The following is a 16170-nucleotide window of genomic DNA, read 5'->3' on the forward strand; positions in this document are numbered from 1 at the left end:
GTCACTTTTTTGGAAACTCTTTCGAAAAACTTAACATATTTTTTACACAAACCCCCAAAGATTTGATACAATACTCCCTGGAATGACATGAAATAGTTTGCGTTTTCTAGGGAGCTGAAAAAAATACGTTGGGGGTTATTTCGTATGTTCGGTTTGTCGCCTAAAGAAGATAAATTCTATTTGCTTTTCACTCAAAGTACCCAAATCGTTTCCAAGACCCTAAAGAGACTCCAGGATATTATGCAGCAAGACTCAGTATCCTCGGAAGATGCGGCTCAAATGCATCGTTTTGAACATGAAGCGGACAATATAACCAATCAAATCATGGAACGTCTTAATTCTACGTTTATCACACCCCTGGATCGAGAAGACATCTATAAACTCGCTCAAGTACTGGATGATATCGTTGATTTTGCCGAAGGTACTGTGGAACGCATGCTTCTCTACCGAACCGGAAAGCCTTCCCTTGGTGCCCAAGAACTTGTTCATTTAGTGGAACTGGCAACACAGCAAATCCAATCAGCCTTCTCTTGTTTAGGCAATATTCATTTCAAAAAGACCACGATCCTTGCCGCAGCGGAGGAAATCTATCATCTGGAAAGCGCGGGAGATAAACTTTATCGCCAGGAAGTGGCTCGACTTTTTGAATTTGAAAAGGATCCCATAGAGATTATTAAATGGAAAGAGATTCTTGAGCATATCGAAACGACGTTAGATCATTGTGAATCTATTGCCGATCTTCTAAAAAGTGTGGTTCTCAAATATGACTAATATTGGCGTATTATTAGTAGTTGTTGTCTTTTTGGCCTTATGCTTTGACTATATTAATGGATTCCATGATACAGCAAATGCCATTGCCACCAGCGTATCAACTCGGGCTTTGAGTCCGAAGCATGCCGTTGTTTTAGCTGCGGCATTTAATCTGCTGGGAGCATTGGTCAGCACGGGAGTCGCCCAGACGATTGCCAAGGATATTGTTTCGCCCAAGTTAACAACCCAAGAGGTCATTATTGCTGCCTTGCTAAGCGCTATTACCTGGAATCTTGTAACTTGGTATTTAGGAATTCCCAGCAGCTCTTCTCACGCTATCGTGGGAGGTGTTGCCGGTGCTGCTGCCGCCAAAGCCGGCTTTGCTGTTCTGCATTGGGATGGCTTAGGCAAGATCCTGGCAGCCTTGATCTTTTCTCCCATTGTTGGTATGATTTTAGGCTTTATCATTATGAAAATCTTAAGTATGGCCTTTGGTAAATTATCACCGTCACGTGTCAATCATGGATTCAAGAAAATGCAGGTTCTTTCTGCAGGCTTGTTGGCCTTTAATCATGGCTCCAATGATGCCCAAAAATCCATGGGGATTATTACTATGACTCTCATCGCCACTGGAATTCAGGCTCAGACAGTTCTGGCACCTCCTCTTTGGGTTAAACTGGCATGTGCTCTGGCCATGTCTCTGGGGACGGCTGCCGGGGGCTGGAAAATCATTCATACCATGGGCGGGAAAATTTTTAAACTGGAACCCATTAACGGCTTTGCTGCCGATCTGAGCTCTTCAATTGTCATCTGGACGGCGACTGTATTTCCAAGTCTTCACCTTCCGGTTTCGACGACCCATGTTGTCTCCGGTTCTATTATGGGAGTCGGCAGTGCCAAAAGGGTTTCGGCTGTGCGTTGGGGCGTTGCCCAACAAATGCTGATTGCTTGGATTGTGACAATTCCCACAACTTCGCTGATAGCTGCCCTATACTATCTTATCGTTTCTAGAATTATGTAGGAGTGAAATCGAAGTAATAACTCCCACTTGGAGAAGTGAGGGTCTAAGATGGGGATAACGAAGCTAAAGAGGGGTACCGTAAACTGTTAAGAGTTTGCGGCAGCCCCTTTTTGAATTTTGGAGTCTATTTTTCGGTTTTGCTACATATCTTCCGGTAGAAGGGTTGTCCGGACCCTACGGGAGGAGTAGAAGGATGAATTATTTTCAGCGGCTGCGTATTCTCACGTTGGTGCTCTTGGCGATGATGGCTCTGGGGTTACTGACCTGGGGAATCGGAAAGGCCTATTTAGAACTTGTAGAACATTCGGCAAAGGTAAGCATTCCCCAAACCACATCTGACAGTCAAATAAAAAATCAAGCCGACACGTTGGTGCTGCCCAAAGCAACCTTTTGGACCTGCCAAATTGGTGTTTTTCAGAGTGAAGAAAATGCTCAGTCCTGCCTTAAGCAGCTTCAGGAGTTAGCAAATGCGGGTGGCATTATCAGCAGGAACCCTTGGATTGTCGCTATCGGTTTTGGCCATACGGCAAAGGAATTAAGCGGTGTTAAAGAAGCTCTTGCTACCAGGGGTATTCCCGCTGTGATTAAACAAGTTGAACTTCCGGAGCGGACGTTTCGTGTTTTAGGAAATGGCTCTCGTCTGACGATAGAACTCCTGACCAACGTCAATGCTCTCTTGCAGGAAGGAATCTGCTCTCAACGCTTAGCTCAGGAACTCGAACTATGGAATAGTCTGGCTGGAGAGCATTCCCCTACCCAATTAGTTCAGCTTCATAATCTCTATAATTTGCTTCGGTCGAAGAATGATCCGCAAGATCAGCAGCTTTTAGGATTGGCTCTATATTTTGCCGCCACGAGGATTATAAATGCGTTTTCTGGGAAATAATAACTATAAGATATAAGCTAAAAAATGCTAAAGGGAGAGTATTAAGGGCGATGACTAATAGTCAGAAGATTATAAAATGGAACTATTTGCGTTTTTTATTAATAGTGATATAATTAACATAACTATCTTATAATTATCTAAGTATTAACCGATTAAGTTTATTTGATTTAAATATCAGATGAGAAATGAGGGAACTTATTGAAAACGCTTAAAATCCCAGAGGCTACCATTATTCGACTTTCAGTTTACTCACGACATCTGACAGACGTCGATAGAAAAGGAATAATTACCACCTCATCAGGGGATATCGCGGAAGGAGTCGGCGTCAGCCCCGCACAAGTCCGGAAAGACCTTGCCTACTTCGGAGAGTTTGGAACAAGGGGTGTAGGATATAACGTCAAAGATCTTCGTCAGCATATTTTAAGGATTCTTGGGTTAAGTGTTGATTGGAGCGTTGCTTTGGTCGGTGCCGGGCACTTAGGTTTGGCGTTAAGTTCATACAAAGGTTTTCGTGAGCGGGGGTTCATCATTACCAGTATTTTTGATTCGGATCCTAGCAAGATAGGAACTAAAATCGGTGACGTTGAAATCTTACCAATTCAAGAGATTGAAGAAGTTACGAGGCAAAATCAAACCCAGATCGGTATTATAGCCGTACCTTCGTCTGTCGCTCAGGAAATTGCGGATAAACTTATTAAGGCCGGTGTGCAGGCAATATTAAATTTTGCACCTGTCGTCTTGAATGTTCCGCCTGAGATTGAACTGAGGAATGTGGATCTTGCTGTTAACCTTGAAGTACTTACCTTTAACGTTGGAGCTCAAAGATTCTAGAGTCATGCATAAGGAACTATGCTGCTAAGAAATAACGATGAGAAATTAACTATCGGGATTAACTCAAGGGAAATTTCCTATAGTTAATTCACTATAGGAACTTGACTATAATGAATTAACTAATGGAATAGCCTCATATGAAAATAGTTGCTAACTAATGAGTTCGGTCAAATGCCTTTAAATAGGCATAGACCGTTCTCATTGTTGTTTCTTCAAAGAAAATGAGTTCCTTGTTAATTGGTTTTAGATTCTGCTTTTTAAGCGCCGGTGAATTGACCTTAGAAAATCGATTTATGCAAATTAAAAAAATAATTAACTTAACTATTTAAATAAATATGCTTGTCCTTTAATAAAATAATTATACAAAATTAGGCGCAAGGATTATGAAATTTCTGCTATTGTTTCGTAATTGATTATTGTAATGGAAAATGCACTGTTGTACATCAAGGGGTTTGTGTCATATAATAGAATGCAAGAAGTGTGTTAAGGGTTCCGCCGTACGGGTCTGGACCGAGCAACACAGGTTGGATAATACCCAACTACACCGTGTGGGACAAAAGCCCTGTGGAAGTTCTTAGGAACGGCTGCGGGGCTTTCAGATACCATTTGGTTTACTTTTGAATTCAGGAGGGGAAAAATGGATCAAAATGGGGTCAAAAGAAAAATTACAATCTATGATACAACCTTGAGAGATGGTGCGCAGGGAGAAGGGATTCATTTTTCGACACAAGATAAGCTGAGTTATGTCAAGCGGATCGGGGAAATGGGCAGTCTCTTTGTCGAAGCAGGATGGCCGGGAGCTAATCCCAGAGATGATAATTTCTTTCAGCTTCTCAAGGAACAAGAGGTTCCTATGACACATATTGCTGCCTTTGGAAGTACCTGCAAAGTGAATGAAGCGCCGGAAAACAGTGAGATTCTGCTTAAGTTGGTGGCTTCCGGGGCTAAAACTATTACTATTTTCGGAAAAGCATGGGATCTGCATGTTCGCGATGTTTTACGGACGAACTTGGAGGAAAATCTGCGCCTGATTAGTGAATCTGTTTCCTTTTTAGTCAAACAAGGACATGATGTCTTTTTTGACGCTGAGCATTTTTTTGATGGGTTTAAAGAAAACCCTGACTATGCTTTGCAGTGTATTAAGATGGCTCTTGAAGCCGGAGCTTCCATAGCTATCTTATGTGATACGAATGGCGGTTCTTTGCCGAAGGATATCGCCTTGGGAGTAGAAATGGTAAGGCGTGAATTTGCGCCGCAAGAGTTAGGAATTCATGTTCATAACGACAGCGGTTTAGCAGTGGCTAACTCTCTGGTGGCCGTAGAGGCAGGGGTAACTCAAATCCAGGGAACCTGGAACGGATACGGTGAGCGCTGCGGAAACGCCAATTTAAGTACTTTAGTTCCCCTTTTACAAGTCAAGGGAAACTATAATGTTCTTCCGGATTCCGCATTGCACAAAATCACCCCCTTTTCCCGCTTTGTCGCAGAGCTTTCCAATGCGCCCTTTGACGAGAAGCAGCCTTACGTGGGCCGCAGCGCCTTTGCTCATAAAGCCGGGATGCATGTCGATGCGATTCTTAAGAATCATCGGACCTTTGAACACATGGATCCGGGCGAAGTAGGGAATGAACGGAGAATCTTGATTTCCGATCAAGCGGGGAAAGCGAATATTTTTGAACGGCTGCGCCGTTTTGATCCGGATATTGTTAAAGAAGATCCCTTGGTGGAAAAGGCCATGCTCGAGATTAAGGACATGGAGAACAATGGGTTCCAGTTCGAGGCTGCTGAGGGAAGTCTTGATTTGCTGCTGGTCCGCACCTTAAATCGTTTTACATCTCCCTTTGAAGTTTTAGATTATCATGTCTGGAGTGATCCGCTGCGCGGTGAACTTGATTCAGTGGCTGTTGTGAAGGTCAAAGTTGGGGAACAAACTGTGCAAATTGCCGCAGAAGGAAATGGTCCTGTGAATGCTCTGGATTCGGCGCTGCGCCAGGCTCTGGCAAGTTTCTTTCCGATTCTGGCGGAGAGTGAACTGGTGGATTATAAGGTTAGGGTCTTGGATGGTTCGCGAGGGACTGAGGCTATTGTTCGGGTTATTATTGATACGCGTTTGGGGCACGAGGTTTGGGGGACGATTGGGGTTTCCAATAATATTCTTAAAGCCAGTGCGCAGGCTTTGCTTGATGCGATTAATTGGACGATTTGGAAGTTTGATGAGGGGGCGCGTCGGGCGCGGGTTTAAGCCCTGCTGGGGTTTGTTAAAGGGTCTCTTATTCTGCCGAGGGTCGCATTATACTTGTTCGGCCATGCGGTCGTCGCGCCAAACTAGGGCTTTAAATTCTTGATGCAAGTGGGTGGGGTGCCCGGCCTATGCGACATCCCTGTCGCAAGGCCGGCGGGAAACGTCCTGTTTCCCGCCCCACTGATGAAAGAGAATTTAAAGCCGAGTTTGGCTGCGATTCCCGCAGAGGCTTCACGCCGTATAATTGCGACCCTCTTGGCTTTGTTATTAAAGAAGGCACTCATACGATTTTTTGTATGAGTGCCAAAACATTTTATTAATGATATATAGGCTGGAGAGGTTGAATGTCATCATTTTTCGCCCCTATGATTTGCTCGGTTGTTTGTTCTGTTGATTGTAAGTAATCATTTTTAGGGGGAGCGTCAAACAAAGAATCATCACCTGCCTTAGCAGCTGTTATTACTGTTGCTAAACCAAATATTGCATGAGATATCAGATATGAAAGATTACTATTAGCATCTTTGGGTTTAACTTTGTTATGAGCAAGGCCGCTAAGCATAGCTGTTATCACCGACCCAAACGTAACTCCCAAAAAAATACCTTTAGGAACTAATTTGTCACGACCATAAGTAGTTAACAGTTTAACCGCTGAAACACCACCGACCATGCCTAATCCTATAGTCATTAATGTTCCAAGAAGTTGTCCTTGCCATTTTTCCGCTTGTCTTCGAGAAGATACCCACACGCCAGCAGCCGTCGTTGCAAATGATCGTTGTGAAATTCTCATTTTTGACGAGATATTATCAGTGACCATTAAAGCGATTAAACCAACCATACCGGATAACATTCCAAGGAAAATTCTATCGTTTATTTTTTTCAACCTTATCACACTCCTTTTAGTTAGAGTTTCCAGGTTGAAAAATATGATACTGGAAATTTGCATTGTGGATTTTTCAAACAGCTATTTCCATAATCATTTATCATTTGTCTAGGGGTATTGGTCGCACAGGAATTTAAAGAAACGGATGCTGAGGGGTTTTTTCGGTATAGGACTAATCCCAAAGTTGCGCTATATCAAAGTGAATTATGGGTAGATTTCACAATTGAACAAGTAGTGGAATTCGTCAGAGAACAAAGTGATTTTGAACCAGGTATACCCGATAGTTGGTTTATCCTGGTTAGGTGAAGGCATATAAAGCAAAGATTCCAGAAAGGCCTATTGACTATCCCTTGCAATGGAGGGTTTATACTGCTTACGAGGAGGTGAGGTCATTTATAAAATCGGTGAGTTTTCAAAAATTACAAATCTAACGGTTAAGACCTTGAGGTATTACGATGAACAGAATATCTTGAAGCCGTCTTACCGTGCAGAAAACGCTTATCGTTATTATGATGACAATGATTTTGAAAGAGCAAAGGTTGTTATTTTATTACGTAATTTAGATTTTTCTATTTCAGAAATTAGAGATATCATTGCCAATTGTGATAGCCATGATGATTTATCATATTATTTATCCGAGAAGAAAGAAATGATTGCTGAACAGATCAATAAAGGAAAAGAACTGATTAGTAAAATTGACCTTTTCCTTCAGCCGAAAAAGGTGGAGGCAGGTAGTATGAACTACAAAATTGAGTTAAAAGAATTCAATGCACTGACAGTTGCAGCTATTCGATTTAAAGGAAAGTATAGCGATGTTGGTAAATACATAGGCATGATCTATCAAGAGGCTAAAGGAGAAACTTCCGGAGAACCGTTTTGCTGCTATTACGATGACGATTTTAAGGAAGAGGCTGATATTGAACTCTGCGTTCCTACTAAAGGGATGGTGGCCGGAAAGAAGACTGTAGCAAAGCTGTTGCCCAAAATACGAGCAATCTGCACCATTCATGTCGGTACTTATGAAACTTTAAATTTAGCTTACAAAGCTGTGTTGGATTATGCAAAAGAACATAGACTTAAGTCTATATTGCCTTCGAGAGAGATTTACCATAAAGGACCTGGTCTAGTCTTTAAAGGAAATCCCAATAAGTACATTACGGAAATTGTGATTCCCATTGAACAGGAGGGTTAAACTATGGCTGGTAAATTCGATTACAAAAAAGAATATAAGGATTTGTATATGCCCAAACAAAAGCCTGTCCTAATTGACGTTCCAGTGATGAATTTTATTATGGTTGATGGTGCTGGGGACCCGAATACTTCAGAAGAATATCAGGAGGCCTTGGAAATTCTTTACGGTTTAAGCTTTGCCATTAAGATGAGTAAGATGAGCGGAAAGCAACCTGCAGGATATTTTGAATATGTTGTACCGCCTTTGGAGGGACTTTGGTGGTTTCAGGACGATAGTTTTGACGGTACACAGTTAATAGACAAATCTAAATTTCAATGGACATCTATGATTCGTCAACCTGAATTTGTCACCGAAGAAGTTTTTGACTGGGCCGTTAGTGTGTTGAAACAGAAAAAGCCTAAGATTGATCCGACAAAGGCGCGTTTAGTATCTTTGACAGAGGGACTCTGTGTACAAATGATGCATAACGGCCCCTATGATAGCGAACCGGTTACTCTTGGGCAAATGGAACAATTCCTTTTGGATAATGGATATAGATGTGCAATCTCCGATATACTCCCTTCCGGTCAAATTAGACGTCACCATGAAATCTACCTAAGTGACCCACGAAAGACGACACCCGAAAAGTTAAGAACAGTATTGAGGCACCCAGTCAAAAAAATCTAGATTTATACTTAATCAGTCGCTGGAGGACTTGCATTTGGACATAAAGATAAGAGAAGCAGAGATCATTGATTACGAAGACTTATGTGAAATTTATGTTGAACTTGATGAACAACATAGGTTAAATCATCCTGAGCTTTTCAAGAAATCTGAAGATTATGGAAGGGCAAAAGAATATATATCAGAAATCATCAATGATAGCAATAAGGCCCTATTTGTTGCAGTTGTTGATTCGACAGTTGTAGCTTTTGCGGAGTGTTGTATTCAAAAATCAACAGATTTTCCAGTTATCAAGAAGAGGGAATGGGTACAGTTAGACGGTATTGCTGTGAAGAAAGAGTACCAGAATTATCAAATTGGTTCTATGTTATTAAGAAAAATTATTGGATGGTCTAAAAGTAAGAAAATAGTAAGGATTGAATTAAAGGTTTATTCTTTCAATATTTCAGCGGATAAATTTTATTCAAGGAAGGGTTTTAAAGATTTAAGTAAGGTTATGTATTTAGACTTATAGCATTTGCTTCCTGACCTGGACTTTGGGTAAATACCAAACCAGGTTATTTTTTACATTAAACTCATATAGCGCATGAACTTCTATAAGTTTGAGATTCGGAAGTGAAATAATGCCAGAGATGGTTAAGATTAAGAATAATATAGAATTTAATGATGTAGAAGAAATATTGAGTACATTTGTCTAGGGGTATTGGTGACAAAGGAATATAATACCGGATTGTTACAAAAAGATGAAAAATGCTCATTCTGCTTCCTTAGGACACCTTTAAAATCAATGCCGTATAATTGCGCCACTCTTGGCTAATAAGTAAAGGGAAGATCTTTTCGTTCTTTAAGGGCTTGTTAGTTTTCCGTCGACAACCTTTTAGAATAGTTGTATAATGTATACAGAATACATTATACTTACTTCGCAATGATTGGGGAGGACATACTATGCGTCAAGAAAAAGATTTGATAGGTGTTCATGACGTTCCGGATGATGTTTATTATGGGATTCAAACATTAAGAGCAACCGAAAATTTCCCCATTACGGGGTATCATCCTCATCGAGAGTTGATTTGTGCTTTGGGTATGGTTAAAGGGGCGGCGGCTGAGGCAAATATGTTTGTCGGTTCTCTTAGTCCTTCTATAGGCAAAGTGATTGTTGAAGCTTCGAAGGAGCTTATTGACGGGAAGTTTGATGATCAGTTTGTTGTTGATGTGATTCAAGGGGGGGCCGGGACTTCTATAAATATGAACGCCAATGAAGTTATTGCCAATCGGGCGATAGAGCTTCTTGACGGTAAAAAGGGAGAGTACTTTAAAGTTCATCCCAATGTTCATGTCAACATGGCACAAAGCACCAACGATGTGTTTCCTACGGCAATTCGGATCGCCAGTCTGAATGTGGCTACGGATTTAGTGAAGGCTTTAGACGAATTGCGCCAATCCTTGGAGAAGAAAGCTCAGGAATTTGACGGTGTCATTAAAATGGGCAGAACTCATTTACAGGATGCAGTGCCGATCCGACTTGGTCAGGAGTTTTCGGCCTATGCTCATATGATAGGCCGCGATCTTCAGCGAATAAAGCAGGCGATGAAATCTCTTGAAGTGATTAATATGGGTGCTACTGCGGTAGGTACAGGTTTAAATGCAGACCCCAGGTATATTGAGAAGGTTACGGAACGTATTGTGGACTGGACAGGCCTGCCAATGCGTATGGCCGATGATTTGGTTGATGCCACTCAGAACACGGATGCCTTTATGGAGGTTTCGGGAGCTCTGAAAACTTTGGCTGTTAATCTTTCTAAAGTGGCAAATGACTTGCGTCTGATGGCTTCAGGGCCGAGAACCGGTTTGAATGAGATTAATTTGCCCCCGATGCAGCCGGGATCTTCAATCATGCCTGGAAAAGTAAACCCAGTAATGGCTGAAGTGGTTAATCAGGTAGCTTTTCAGGTTCAGGGGAATGATTTTACTATTGCCTTAGCTTGTGGAGCCGGTCAGCTTGAGCTGAATGTTATGGAGCCTGTCGTTGTGTTTAATCTGCTGCAGTCCTTAGATATATTGCGTAATGTGATCCGTGTCTTCCGCCAACGTTGTGTAGAGGGAATTACGGCAAATGTAGAACGCTGCGGGCACATGGTGGAAAACAGTGTGGGGATTGTTACCGCGATTAACCCGCATGTAGGCTATGAAGTAGCTTCCGGTGTGGCCAAGGAAGCGATTATGAGTGGCAGACCTGTTCGGGATATTGTGTTGGAAAAGGGAGTTTTGACTTCTGAAGAGCTTGATATAATTTTACATCCCTATGAAATGACGAAACCCGGGATCGCGGGGGCGGAGTTGTTGGAGAGAAAATAGGGAGAGAATCGCGTCACAGTTATTCAGCCATGCGTTCGTCGCGCCAAACTAGGGCTTTAAATTCTTGATGCAAGCGGGTGGGGCGGGAAACGTCCTGTTTCCCGCCCCACGAATGAAAGAGAATTTAAAGCCGAGATTGGCTGCGACTCGCGCAGAGGCATCACGCGTTGTGACGCGATTCTCTTGGTTTAGTGGCCTGTTTCCCCGGCGAATCCTTAGCAAAAGATAGGCTATATGGACTATTTACACCTTCTATGCTATATTCTACAGTTGAGGTAAGAATTTTGTTTAGGAGGAATCTTATTTGTCGGATAAACCATTACCTTGGCATAAAATGAATGCCGGAAAACAAAATAAAATTATCATCGGGGTGTGTGTTCTAATTGCATTGTGTGTCATAGGTGTTTCATACCTTTTGTTTCACTGATCAACAAGCTGTGGGTTAAGAAAGAACAATTGGAATTCGAAAGAAACAAGGGACGGTTCTTTACTGTATGAACTCAATTTTCATGCCGTAAAGAACCGTTCTTCATTTCTTTATTTACTGATCAAAGTTCAGGTTTTGGTGGTTCCCCTTTACGTACATGCACGGGACAAAATTCCCCTACCATATTATGGAATGTATAGTAATCCAACTCCATTATAGGAAATAGGGGGAATAATATATGTACGGCATGCCTGGTTATTGGGGTTATCGCCATATGGGATATCCTGGGTGGGGATTCCATCATCATCCGTTTTTTGGCTGGGGACATCATTTCGGTTGGAGACATCGTCATTGGTAAGCTTCAAGAGCCTGAAAAGGCTCTTTTCTATTGGGGGTGAAGCAGCCGATTAAGGCTGCTTCAGTTAGCTGTTAATGAGTTTCTCCTTTAGACGTTCCTGTAGTTCTTGAGAGAAATTCACCCCGGCTTCATCTCCCAAGACTTTGAGGTACTTTGGCACAGAAACGTTGATTCGCATTGTTGTCATGAAGTATTTTTATTTTTTCAAAGGCGTTCTTTTTAGGCTTCAGGCAAGGGGTTGAACTTGCTTAGTCAGGGGGAAGATGCTAAACTTAGTGAGAAGTCATAGTTTGGGGATTTGTAGATAAAAGACTGAATTTCTGTAGATGGAAGGGGAAAAAACTATGGCGGTTGGGCGTAATTCTTCGGGGACAGGAAGAATAATATTGCTCATTTTGATTGGTGCTGCCCTGGGAACTCTAGTCGGATTTGGCTTGGATAAATATGGCATTTTTGCGCCATTTTTAAAGCCGGCCGTCATCGATTTTCCGTCACATACTTACCTCGATTTCTTTTTTCTCTCCCTTTCTTTTGGTTTTCGTTTGAGTATTACCAGTGCTACCTTACTCGGTGCCCTGGGCGGATATATGTTATCAAGGAAGTGGTAAGATGCTTGTACTTGCATCGACATCTCCCCGCAGATCAATGTTGCTTCGCGAGGCTGGCTTCACATTCGAAACCGTTAAATCGACTGTTTCGGAAATGCTGCCCAACGGAATGTTACCGAAGCCCGGGGTTAGAGAATTAGCAGAACGCAAAGCAAGAGCAGGCCTTGAGCAGTGGCTGAAACTTGGGGGAGACTCCTTGGATGTTGTGTTAGGTGCGGATACTATGGTTGTATTGGATACTCGAATTTTGGGGAAACCAGCGAATCCGCGGGAAGCAGAAGAAATGCTGCAAGGATTAAGCGGACGCAATCACGCTGTTCTGACCGGCGTGGCTTTGCTCAATGGTTTGGGGAAATTGAAGACTGAGGTGATTGAAACCTCTGTTGTTTTTCGCCCGATTTCCGCTAAGGAAATTAAAGATTATGTTCGCAGCGGAGAACCGATGGATAAAGCGGGTGCCTATGGAATTCAGGGGGGAGCTAAAAAGTTTGTCACAGCCATCGAGGGATCGCTGACAAACGTTATTGGTCTTCCTATGGAATATCTAATGGAACAGTTGAAGGCGTGGGGGATTAAGCAGACAAATATCGCTTCACGCGAGGTGTATCATGGAGTATCGGCGTCTGAAAGATTTACCTGAGGAATTATTGCCTCGGGAAAGACTTTGCCTACTGGGACCTGAGGTACTGTCCAATAGTGAAATTCTGGCAATTCTCTTGCGCACCGGTATTAAAGGTGAAAACGTTTTATCTCTGGCAGAACGTATCTTAGCCGGGGTTGGCGGTCTCTCGGGGTTAGGAAAGCTTACCGTTCACGAATTAGCTCAAATTCACGGTTTAGGCAAGGCGAAGTCCGCTGAGCTGAAAGCTGCCCTTGAATTGGGACGCCGTTCGGTTTCTGTAGATCCAATGTCAAGGCCAACCGTTAATTCACCGCAGGATGTGGCCCATATTGTCATGGAAGAGATGCGCTATCTCGACAGAGAACATTTTCGAGTCGTCTCTCTTTCGACGAAAAATCATGTCTTGGGGATCAGTCCCATTTCTATTGGTTCGCTGAATTCATCGTTGGTTCATCCGCGGGAATGTTTTAAAGAGGCTATTCGGAGAAACTCCAATGCCATTATTTTATTACATAATCATCCCAGCGGTGACCCAACACCTAGTAAAGAAGATATAGACGTTACCCGTCGTCTGGCAGACGGGGGGAAGATTCTTGGAATTGAAGTTCTTGATCACGTAATTATTGGAGATAACCGTTATGTTAGTTTGAAAGAACGGGGAATCCTCTAATAGAGACACAAAATTATGCTCATAATTAATTAGACAATCAATTTATCAGATTCGAATAGAAGATTTGGTAGTTTGAGGGTTAAACGGGTATACTGTTCGTATATAGAGAGTGACTGGAAGGAGTTTTTATAAACCATGTTTAGTATTTTCAGCCGGGATTTAGGGATTGACCTTGGGACAGCGAACTCATTAGTTCATTTAAAAGGAAAAGGGATTGTTGTACGTGAGCCCTCTGTTGTTGCGATGGATATTATGACGAAGACCCCGATGGCTGTTGGAGACAAGGCTAAGGAAATGATTGGCCGTACTCCAAGTAATATTGTTGCCATTCGTCCTCTTAAAGACGGGGTTATTTCGGATTTTAATATAACTCAGAAGATGTTGAAATACTTTATCAGCCGAGCCCTTGGCACAGATCATCCGTTTATTCGTCCCAGGGTGGTAATCTGCGTGCCTTCCGGTGTAACTCCCGTAGAGGAACGGGCAGTTAAAGAAGCCGCTATGGCTGCCGGAGCCAAAGATCCGATGATTTTGGAAGAGCCCATGGCAGCGGCTATTGGTGCCGGACTTCCCGTCAGTGAACCTACGGGCAACATGATTGTTGATATCGGTGGGGGAACAACGGAAGTTGCTGTCATTTCTTTGGGAGGAATTGTAACCAGCCGTTCCATCCGCGTCGCAGGCGATGAAATGGATGATGCGATTATTGCTCATATTAAGAGACGCTATAATTTGACGGTGGGTTATCGTACTGCTGAATCGTTAAAATTTGAAATCGGCTATGCCTACATGTCCGAACCGGGGAATTACACCGTGCGAGGGCGTGACCTGTTGACAGGACTTCCCAAAACCATCGATGTTTCTGCGGAAGAGATCCAAGATGCGCTGCAGGAACCTGTCATGGCTATTGTCGATGCGGTAAAATCATGTTTGGAGAAAACTCCGCCGGAATTATCGTCAGACATTATGGATCGTGGGATTATGATGGCGGGAGGAGGCTCATTGCTGCGCAATCTCGATCGGTTGATTTCAGATGAAACAGGAATTGCGGTGCACTTGGCGGAGGACCCTCTATCCTGTGTTGTCCACGGGACAGGGCATGTCCTGGAACACGCTGATGTTCTTCGTAAAATAGCTGCCTCGCAAAAAAGCTAAGGATAGCGGGGAGGAATCTTGGTGGGGAAGAGAGTTAATGTAACGGGAATTGCGGTTCTCGTTTTCTTTCTGTTGCTAGGGGTATTAATAAGTATTCGCTTGACAGGTCTCGGCAGCCGGTTTCCCAACCCTGTTGGGGGAGCGATGCAGCGAGTGTTGAGTGTTGTAGAAAAACCAATTCTTCAGTTAGGAAACGGGATTCGGGATAATACCAAAGCCTTGTGGAATTTTAGAAATGTAGAACAAGAAAACCAAGACTTACAAAAAAAAGTTAATCAGTTAACCGGCGATAACCTTAAACTTAAACAACAAGTCTTAGCCGGATTAAGGTACAACGAGCTCGATCAGGGGATCTTTCGCAGCCCGACACTTGACAAATATTCCAAAGTCGGCGCTTCGGTCATCAACCGTAATCCGACGACTTGGTACCGGACACTGACCGTAAATCGGGGTGGTCAGGACGGGGTTCAGGTTAATGATCCCGTGATCGGAGACTTGGGGCTTGTTGGTAAGGTGGTGTCTGTTTCGCCAACGACGTCCGAAGTCCTGATGATTCTCGACGGTGAAGGAGAAGTGAGTGCCGTTGTTCGCGGCAGTACCGGCAACGGTACTTTCGGAATCGTCCAGGGGACGTATAAGCGAGGCTCGCGTCTGACCCCCGAGGGAAATCTGGAGATGCTCTTTCGTCGGGCCGACAATGTTAATGTCGGCAATTTGGTCCTGACCTCAGGCCAAGGAGGAGTATACCCTCAAGATGTTCCCATCGGGAAAGTCAAACAAATTGAGCTTGATCCTTCAGGACTTCTCAAAACAGCTTATATCGAGCCTTTGGTTGATTTTGACTCCTTAGAAGAGGTGTATATAGTTAAAGTGTTGGGGGCGAAATAATGCGCTACATCCTAATTGCTTTAATGTTCTTCCTTAGTCTGATCCTGCCGGGAACTCTCTTTCACTTCTGGGCCTGGTCGGGGATTAAACCGGATCTTCTGATCTTGTTAACCATCTATATGGCCATGCACCACAGGCGTCTTTCGAGTGTGCTTTGGGGTTTGGGAGCAGGTTTATTGGAAGACTTTTACTTAGGCAGGTATATAGGAATGTATACCCTCACGTTATTGGTAGTGGCCTTCTTAAGCAATTGGCTGACGGAACGTTGGTATCGTGATAACTTTCTGTTAACCACCTTCATGGTATTCATTGTCACGGTTGTTGGCCAAATCTGTGTTGCCTTTTTAGGACTGGGAGCCGGGCTGCAATGGTCCCTGGGGGATATTACTCAATTAGTCTTTGGAGTCGCGCTTTATAACGCTGTTCTGGTTCCTGTAACCTATCCTTTGATCCATAGGTCCTTTTTGCACGGCTGGCTGCGCTATCGTCCCAGGTATGATAGATAAATAATTAATAACTCATGACCTTTATATGCATATAAAAGAGGCTATACACAAATAAAATAATAAAAGGTTACTTGTAATAAAGGCTAGAAAGATTTTAGCAGTTGGATCGACTCTAT

The 16170-nt window shown here is 43.1% G+C and carries 17 protein-coding genes; 16 read left to right on the plus strand and 1 reads right to left on the minus strand.

The window, feature by feature from the left end; translation table 11 throughout:
- The first annotated feature begins 144 nt into the window (after positions 1 to 144).
- The 6 genes from ACPUYX_RS00390 (at position 145) to ACPUYX_RS00415 (ending at position 6050) form a co-directional block, all read left to right on the plus strand.
- Positions 145 to 771, plus strand: coding sequence for a DUF47 domain-containing protein (locus ACPUYX_RS00390; protein ID WP_426377775.1), 627 nt, complete (start codon positions 145 to 147; stop codon positions 769 to 771).
- A complete protein-coding gene (locus ACPUYX_RS00395) occupies positions 764 to 1771 on the plus strand; it encodes an anion permease (protein ID WP_426377776.1) in 1008 nt (335 codons plus the stop codon). The genes ACPUYX_RS00390 and ACPUYX_RS00395 overlap by 8 nt, the downstream gene beginning before the upstream one ends.
- Positions 1772 to 1964: 193 nt before the next feature.
- Entirely contained in the window at positions 1965 to 2657 is a 693-nt protein-coding gene (locus ACPUYX_RS00400) for an SPOR domain-containing protein (RefSeq protein WP_426377777.1), read from the plus strand.
- A gap of 198 nt (positions 2658 to 2855) precedes the next feature.
- Positions 2856 to 3488 (plus strand): redox-sensing transcriptional repressor Rex, encoded by a 633-nt coding sequence (locus ACPUYX_RS00405; RefSeq protein ID WP_426377778.1) that lies wholly within the window; start codon positions 2856 to 2858, stop codon positions 3486 to 3488.
- Between the two features lie 637 nt (positions 3489 to 4125).
- Positions 4126 to 5730 (plus strand): citramalate synthase, encoded by a 1605-nt coding sequence (gene cimA / locus ACPUYX_RS00410; protein ID WP_426377779.1) that lies wholly within the window; start codon positions 4126 to 4128, stop codon positions 5728 to 5730.
- Positions 5731 to 5858: 128 nt separating this feature from the next.
- Positions 5859 to 6050: a hypothetical protein gene (locus tag ACPUYX_RS00415; protein WP_426377780.1), complete on the plus strand. Its 192-nt coding sequence runs from the start codon at positions 5859 to 5861 to the stop codon at positions 6048 to 6050.
- Here the strand turns inward: ACPUYX_RS00415 and ACPUYX_RS00420 are convergent.
- Positions 6047 to 6610 (minus strand): hypothetical protein, encoded by a 564-nt coding sequence (locus ACPUYX_RS00420; protein ID WP_426377781.1) that lies wholly within the window; start codon positions 6608 to 6610, stop codon positions 6047 to 6049. The genes ACPUYX_RS00415 and ACPUYX_RS00420 overlap by 4 nt on opposite strands.
- A gap of 355 nt (positions 6611 to 6965) precedes the next feature.
- Between ACPUYX_RS00420 and ACPUYX_RS00425 the strand changes: the two genes are divergently transcribed.
- The 10 genes from ACPUYX_RS00425 to mreD all read left to right on the plus strand — a co-directional run bounded on the left by ACPUYX_RS00425 (position 6966) and on the right by mreD (position 16054).
- A complete protein-coding gene (locus tag ACPUYX_RS00425) occupies positions 6966 to 7802 on the plus strand; it encodes a MerR family transcriptional regulator (protein WP_426377782.1) in 837 nt (278 codons plus the stop codon).
- A gap of 3 nt (positions 7803 to 7805) precedes the next feature.
- Positions 7806 to 8468, plus strand: a complete 663-nt coding sequence (locus ACPUYX_RS00430) for a GyrI-like domain-containing protein (protein ID WP_426377783.1) — start codon at positions 7806 to 7808, stop codon at positions 8466 to 8468.
- A 34-nt stretch (positions 8469 to 8502) separates the two neighbouring features.
- Entirely contained in the window at positions 8503 to 8979 is a 477-nt protein-coding gene (locus tag ACPUYX_RS00435) for an N-acetyltransferase family protein (protein ID WP_426377784.1), read from the plus strand.
- Positions 8980 to 9410: 431 nt separating this feature from the next.
- On the plus strand, positions 9411 to 10820 hold the full coding sequence (gene aspA, locus ACPUYX_RS00440) for an aspartate ammonia-lyase (protein WP_426377785.1): 1410 nt from the start codon (positions 9411 to 9413) through the stop codon (positions 10818 to 10820).
- A gap of 1129 nt (positions 10821 to 11949) precedes the next feature.
- Entirely contained in the window at positions 11950 to 12213 is a 264-nt protein-coding gene (locus ACPUYX_RS00445) for a DUF4321 domain-containing protein (protein ID WP_088228917.1), read from the plus strand.
- Between the two features lies 1 nt (position 12214).
- Complete coding sequence (locus ACPUYX_RS00450; RefSeq protein WP_426377786.1) at positions 12215 to 12853, plus strand: Maf family protein; 639 nt, start codon at positions 12215 to 12217, stop codon at positions 12851 to 12853.
- Positions 12822 to 13505: a RadC family protein gene (gene radC / locus ACPUYX_RS00455; RefSeq protein WP_426377787.1), complete on the plus strand. Its 684-nt coding sequence runs from the start codon at positions 12822 to 12824 to the stop codon at positions 13503 to 13505. The genes ACPUYX_RS00450 and radC overlap by 32 nt, the downstream gene beginning before the upstream one ends.
- Positions 13506 to 13640: 135 nt before the next feature.
- Entirely contained in the window at positions 13641 to 14660 is a 1020-nt protein-coding gene (locus ACPUYX_RS00460) for a rod shape-determining protein (RefSeq protein WP_047810030.1), read from the plus strand.
- Positions 14661 to 14681: 21 nt separating this feature from the next.
- Entirely contained in the window at positions 14682 to 15548 is an 867-nt protein-coding gene (mreC, locus tag ACPUYX_RS00465) for a rod shape-determining protein MreC (protein WP_426377788.1), read from the plus strand.
- A complete protein-coding gene (gene mreD, locus ACPUYX_RS00470) occupies positions 15548 to 16054 on the plus strand; it encodes a rod shape-determining protein MreD (RefSeq protein WP_426377789.1) in 507 nt (168 codons plus the stop codon). The genes mreC and mreD overlap by 1 nt, the downstream gene beginning before the upstream one ends.
- The last annotated feature ends 116 nt before the right edge of the window (positions 16055 to 16170 follow it).

This window comes from Desulfosporosinus sp. SYSU MS00001, assembly GCF_049943955.1.
In the GTDB taxonomy this organism is placed as follows: Bacteria; Bacillota; Desulfitobacteriia; order Desulfitobacteriales; family Desulfitobacteriaceae; genus Desulfosporosinus.